The organism is Hypericibacter sp. (assembly GCF_050729195.1).
Classification (GTDB): domain Bacteria; phylum Pseudomonadota; class Alphaproteobacteria; order Dongiales; family Dongiaceae; genus Hypericibacter.
This window is the reverse complement of sequence record NZ_JBOHKS010000099.1, coordinates 1-5,553: the sequence shown is the minus strand read 5'-3', so window position 1 is coordinate 5,553 and position 5,553 is coordinate 1. Positions and strand designations below refer to the sequence as shown.

Sequence of the window (5,553 nt, the reverse complement as noted above, 5' to 3'; positions counted from 1 at the left end):
GTCGCGGTCTTCACCGGCATCCTGATCGCATCAACCGGCGGGCCGGACATTCCGATGACATCGACCGGCGGCCTGCCACTCTGGCAGGGCGTGGTTAGCCGTGTCCGGCGGTGGTTTGTGGAACAGCATCAGCGGCGGATGAGCATCGACCAGTTGCAGGTGATGAACGACGGCGAGCTGCGTGACATCGGGCTCATCCGCGAAGACCTTCCCGGCGATGCCGATCGCCGGCTTTGGGAGCCGCGCTTGGGAATGACAGGGCAAGCCCGGAACATACGCCCCGGCATCGAAGAGGATTGGAGGACTCGATAGAGTCCGCCCAGACTTGCGCTCTATGCTTTCTTCACCTCGCTCAAGCGGGAGGGGGTTAGAAGCGGGGCGACAACACAGTGACCGGCGCTACCGCTCCGCCGGCATCTGCAGCTCGAGAATATCGAGGAACGCCCGCACCAGGCTGAGATCACGCCGCTCGGCGAGGCAGGCGACATATTCGGTCATGGCGAGCTCGTCGGCGGCGATGCGTAAAGGGACCAGTCGACGGTCGCTGCCGAACTCGCTTTCCGACACCACGCCGATGCCGAGGCCGGCGGCGACCGTCTCGCGCACCGCCTCGCGCGAATTGACCTCGAGCACCTCGCCCAGCGCCAGGCCGCGCGCCGCCATCGCGTTCTCGAACAGACGCCGCGTGGTGGAGCCGATCTCGCGCAGGACCAGCCGGCGGCCGGCCAGTTCCTTCAAGGTCACGGCTTCGCGGTCCGCCCAGCCATGGTCGCGCTCGACGAAGGCGATCAGCCGGTCCTGGCGGAAGGGGAAGGCATAGACCCGCGGGTCCTCCGGGATATTGGCCAGCACCGCCACGTCGGCACGATGCTCCACCAGATCGTCCAGGATCTGCTCGGAATTGCCGATGGTGAGGGAGAGCCGGATGCCCGGGTAGCGTTTGGCGAAAGCCGAGAGCGCGGCGATGACGTGGAAGGGGGCGTCGGCCGCGAGGCGCAGATGGCCGCGCTTGAGCCCTTTGGCGGCCCCCAGGATCTGCTCCGCCTCGGCCTCGAGGCTGAAGAGCCGCCGGGTCAGATCGAGCAGGGACTGGCCCAATTCCGTCGGATAAACCCGTCGTCCGCGCCGGTCGAACAGCTTGACCCCGTATCGGGCCTCCAGCTCCTTCACCTGCCCCGACAGGGTCGGCTGGGTCACATGGAGGGCCTCGGCCGCCCGGGTGAAGCTCCCCTGGCTGGCGACGGCGTGGAAGGCACGGAGCTGAGCGTGGTTCATCGAGCGTCCTCAAGACGGTACGGGCTATGACATAGATATAACCTATAGATCATATAGAAACCAGTGATTGGACAGATAGTTCGGGGCAGCGCCTAATAGCGTCATCGAGGCCGGCGAGAGTTTCGAGGCCCTCCTTCGCGGAAGGGGGCTTTTCAGGATCGAACGAGTTCTCGATCGAAGATCTCACCCGAAGCTTGGAATCAGAGCGTAGCGATCACATCAAAGGAGTTCGCATGGCCCGCCAAGACCCCTGGCTCCTGACGCCCGGTCCGCTCACCACCTCGCTGACCGTCAAGCAGGCGATGCTCCATGACTGGGGCTCGCGCGACCAGGAGTTCATCAAGATCAATGCGGGCATGCGCCGTCGCCTGGTGGAGATGATCCAGGGCGGCGACCGCTTCACCACCGTGCCGATGCAGGGCAGCGGCACTTTCGCGGTCGAGGCCATGCTCGGCACATTCCTGCCGCGCAACGGCAAGGCGCTGATCCTGATCAACGGCGCCTATGGCAAGCGCATGGTCCGGATCTGCGACTATGCCGGCCGCGCCCACGCCACGATCGAGGCGCCGGAAGACAAGCCGATCGATCCCGCCGCGGTCGCCAAGGCGCTCCACGCCGATCCCGCCATCACCCATGTCTGCGCGGTCCATTGCGAGACCACCTCGGGCGTGCTGAACCCGATCGCCGAGATCGGCGCCGTGGTCGCCAAGGCCGGCCGCCGCCTGCTGATCGATGCCATGAGCGCCTTCGGCGCCATCCCGCTGCTCGCGACCGAGGTGACCTTCGACGCGGTCGCCGCCTCCTCCAACAAATGCATCGAGGGCGTGCCGGGGCTGGGCTTCGTCATCGCCCGCATCGAGGCGCTGAAAGCGACCAAGGGCAACGCCCATGCGCTGACGCTCGACCTGCTCGACCAGTGGGAAGTGATCGAGAAGACCCAGCAATACCGCTTCACCCCGCCGATCCATTGCATCGTTGCCTTCGCCCAGGCGCTCGACGAGCATGCGGCCGAGGGCGGTGTCGAGGGCCGCGGCGCGCGCTATCGCAACAATTGCCGGATCCTGGTCGATGGCATGCGGGCCATGGGCTTCGAGACGCTGCTGCCCGACCGGCTGCAGGCGCCGATCATCGTCACCTTCCACATGCCGGCCGACCCGCGCTTCGTGTTCGAGAGCTTCTACGACAAGCTGCGCGAGCGCGGTTTTGTCATCTATCCGGGCAAGCTCACGGTCGCCGACAGCTTCCGCATCGGCTGTATCGGCAGGCTCGGCGAGGCGGAGATGCGCGGCGCCCTCGAGGCGGTCCGCGCCGTCATGAATGAATTGGGCGTCAAGAGCGGCGCGCCGGCCAAGCTGGCCGCGAGCGCTTGAACGCGACAACAGGAAACGAGGCAATTCCGATGAGCGAACGCACGTTGACCGTCAATGGTCGCCGCTATGCCTGGCCGAAAGCGCCGGTCGTGGTGGTCTGCATCGACGGCTCCGAGCCGGCCTACATGGAAGAGGCGATGAAAGCGGGGATGATGCCCTGGCTTTCCCGCGCGCTGCCTCACGGCACGAAGCGTCTCGCCGACTGCGTGGTGCCGAGCTTCACCAATCCCAACAATCTCTCGATCGTCACCGGCGCGCCGCCGTCGGTCCATGGCATCTGCGGCAACTATTTCTACGACCGTGAGGCCGGCACCGAGATCATGATGAACGACCCGAAATATCTGCGGGCCGGCACGATCCTCGCCGCTTTCGCCGATGCCGGCGCCAAGCTCGCCGTCGTGACCGCCAAGGACAAGCTCAGGAAGCTCCTGGGCAAGGGCATGAAGGGCATCTGCTTCTCGGCCGAGAAGGCGAACGAGACCACCATGGCCGAGCATGGCATCGACGATGCGCTGGCCTTCGTCGGCCTGAAGCTGCCCTCGGTCTACAGCGCGGGGCTGTCGGAGTTCGTGTTCGCGGCCGGTGTGAAGCTCATGCATCGCGACCGCCCGGACATCATGTATCTCTCGACCACCGACTATATCCAGCACAAGCATGCGCCGGGCACGGCGGTCGCCAACGACTTCTATCGCATGATGGACCATTACTGGGCGCAGCTCGACGCCGCCGGCGCCACGGTGGTGCTGACGGCCGATCACGGCATGAACGCCAAGCATGGTCCCGACGGCAAGCCGCAGATCCTGTTCCTGCAGACCCTGCTCGATGGCTGGCTCGGCAAGGACGTGGCCCGCGTGATCCTGCCGATCACCGATCCCTATGTCGCCCATCACGGCGCGCTCGGTTCCTTCGCCACCGCCTATCTGCCGGAAGGCGAGGACGTGACCGCGGTTGCGGTCCGGCTGGCGAAGCTGCCCGAGGTCGAGCTGGCCTTGACGCGGGCCGAAGCCGCCTTCCGCTTCGAGCTGCCTCAGGACCGGATCGGCGACATCGTCGTGGTGTCGAAGAAGGCCTTCGTCATCGGCACCAGCGCCGATCGCCATGATCTCTCGGGCCTCGACGCGCCTTTGCGCTCGCATGGCGGCGTCTCCGAGCAGAAGGTGCCGCTCTATTGCAATCGCAAGGCCTCGAGCCTGCCGGTCGATGCGAAGCTGCGCAATTTCAGCGCCTTCGATCTGGCCCTCAACTATGCCGAACCGGCCATCGCCGGCGCCGCGCGCCGCGCGGTCGGCTGATCCGGATCGGTGGGAGAACATCCATGAACGCACCCCTTCGTCCGCTGCGTCAGGAGAAGATGCGGATCGGCGGCAAGCTGGTCGGCAGCGATCGCGTCATCGAGGTCTATAACCCCTATACCGAGCAGGTGATCGGCACCGTGCCGAAGGCGGGCCTGGGCCAGATCCGCGAGGCCTATGAGATCGCGGCCGCCTACAAGCCCAAGCTCAGCCGCTATGACCGCTCCAAGATCCTGCGCCGCACGGGCGAGCTGCTCGACAGCCGCCGCCAGGAGATCGCGGAGGTCATCACCGCGGAGTCCGGCCTCTCGCTCAAGGACACGCTCTACGAGGTCGGCCGCGCCTATGACGTGTTCGTGCTCTCCTCGACGCTCTGCCTGCAGGACGACAGCCAGACCTTCTCCTGCGACCTGACGCCCCATGGCCAGAAGCGGCGCATCTATACCCAGCGCGATCCCTTGCGCTGCATCACCGCGATCACGCCCTTCAACCATCCGCTCAATCAGGTGGCGCATAAGGTGGCGCCCTCGATCGCGACCAACAACAAGATGGTCTTGAAGCCCTCGGAGAAGACGCCGCTGACGGCGCTGCTGCTGGCGGATGTGCTCTATGAGGCGGGCCTGCCGCCCGAGATGTTCCAGGTCGTGACGGGCGATCCGCGCGAGATCGCCGACGAGATGCTGACCAACCCGAATGTCGAGCTGATCACCTTCACCGGCGGCGTGTCAGTCGGCAAATATATCGCCAGCAAGATGGGCTATCGCCGCGCGGTGCTGGAGCTGGGCGGCAACGATCCCATCATCGTCATGGAGGACGCCGACATCGAGCGCGCCGCAACCTTGGCCGCCGGGGGTTCCTACAAGAACTCCGGCCAGCGCTGCACGGCGGTCAAGCGCATGATCATCCATGAGGCGGTCGCCGACGAGTTCGTCGAGAAGCTCCTGGCCAAGAGCAAGGCCTGGAAATATGGCGACCCCGCCGATCCCAAGACCGAGATGGGCACGGTGATCGACGAGGCGGCGGCCCGCTATTGCGAGAACATGACCAACGACGCGGTCACCAAGGGCGCCCGGCTCCTCTTCGGCAACATCCGCAAAGGGGCGCTCTATTCGCCGACCGTGCTGGACCATGTGCCGCTCGACTGCCCGCTGGTGAAGCAGGAGACCTTCGGGCCGGTCTCGCCGGTGATCCGCGTCAAGAATATCGAGGACGCGATCCGGGTCTCGAACTCGACCGCCTACGGTCTCTCCTCGGGCGTCTGCACCAACCGGCTCGACTACATCACCCGCTTCGTCAGCGAGCTCGAGGTCGGTACCGTCAATGTCTGGGAGGTCCCCGGCTACCGGATCGAGATGTCCCCCTTCGGCGGCATCAAGGATTCCGGCCTCGGCTACAAGGAAGGCGTGCTTGAAGCGATGAAGAGCTTCACCAACGTCAAGACCTGGTCACTGCCCTGGCCGGGGTAGGGCTGACGAGAAGTTATCGAGCATTCCCTCCCCCGAAGACGCAGGGCTGTCCGGGGAAAAATCAGGTGAGCGACATGGATGTCCTTACCAGCATGGGAAATGCTGCAGTTGTTGCCAGGGGAGACAGTCTTCGATCCCCCTACCGTGCCA

5 protein-coding genes are annotated in these 5,553 nt (G+C 65.3%); 4 read left to right on the top strand and 1 reads right to left on the bottom strand.

Annotated features, from left to right (window positions below):
• On the top strand, positions 1–312 hold a 312-nt coding region (locus tag ACREE8_RS07305), incomplete at its 5' end, for a DUF1127 domain-containing protein (protein WP_431572324.1).
• An 87-nt stretch (positions 313–399) separates the two neighbouring features.
• Here the strand turns inward: ACREE8_RS07305 and ACREE8_RS07300 are convergent.
• Positions 400–1,275, bottom strand: coding sequence for a LysR substrate-binding domain-containing protein (locus tag ACREE8_RS07300; RefSeq protein WP_431572323.1), 876 nt, complete (start codon positions 1,273–1,275; stop codon positions 400–402).
• A gap of 233 nt (positions 1,276–1,508) precedes the next feature.
• Here ACREE8_RS07300 and ACREE8_RS07295 point away from each other — a divergent pair, with 233 nt between their 5' ends.
• The 3 genes from ACREE8_RS07295 to phnY are packed head-to-tail and all read left to right on the top strand — an operon-like array spanning position 1,509 to position 5,403.
• Entirely contained in the window at positions 1,509–2,645 is a 1,137-nt protein-coding gene (locus tag ACREE8_RS07295; RefSeq protein ID WP_431572322.1) for a 2-aminoethylphosphonate--pyruvate transaminase, read from the top strand.
• Positions 2,646–2,674: 29 nt separating this feature from the next.
• Entirely contained in the window at positions 2,675–3,937 is a 1,263-nt protein-coding gene (gene phnA / locus ACREE8_RS07290) for a phosphonoacetate hydrolase (protein WP_431572321.1), read from the top strand.
• Positions 3,938–3,960: 23 nt separating this feature from the next.
• Entirely contained in the window at positions 3,961–5,403 is a 1,443-nt protein-coding gene (gene phnY / locus ACREE8_RS07285) for a phosphonoacetaldehyde dehydrogenase (protein ID WP_431572320.1), read from the top strand.
• The last annotated feature ends 150 nt before the right edge of the window (positions 5,404–5,553 follow it).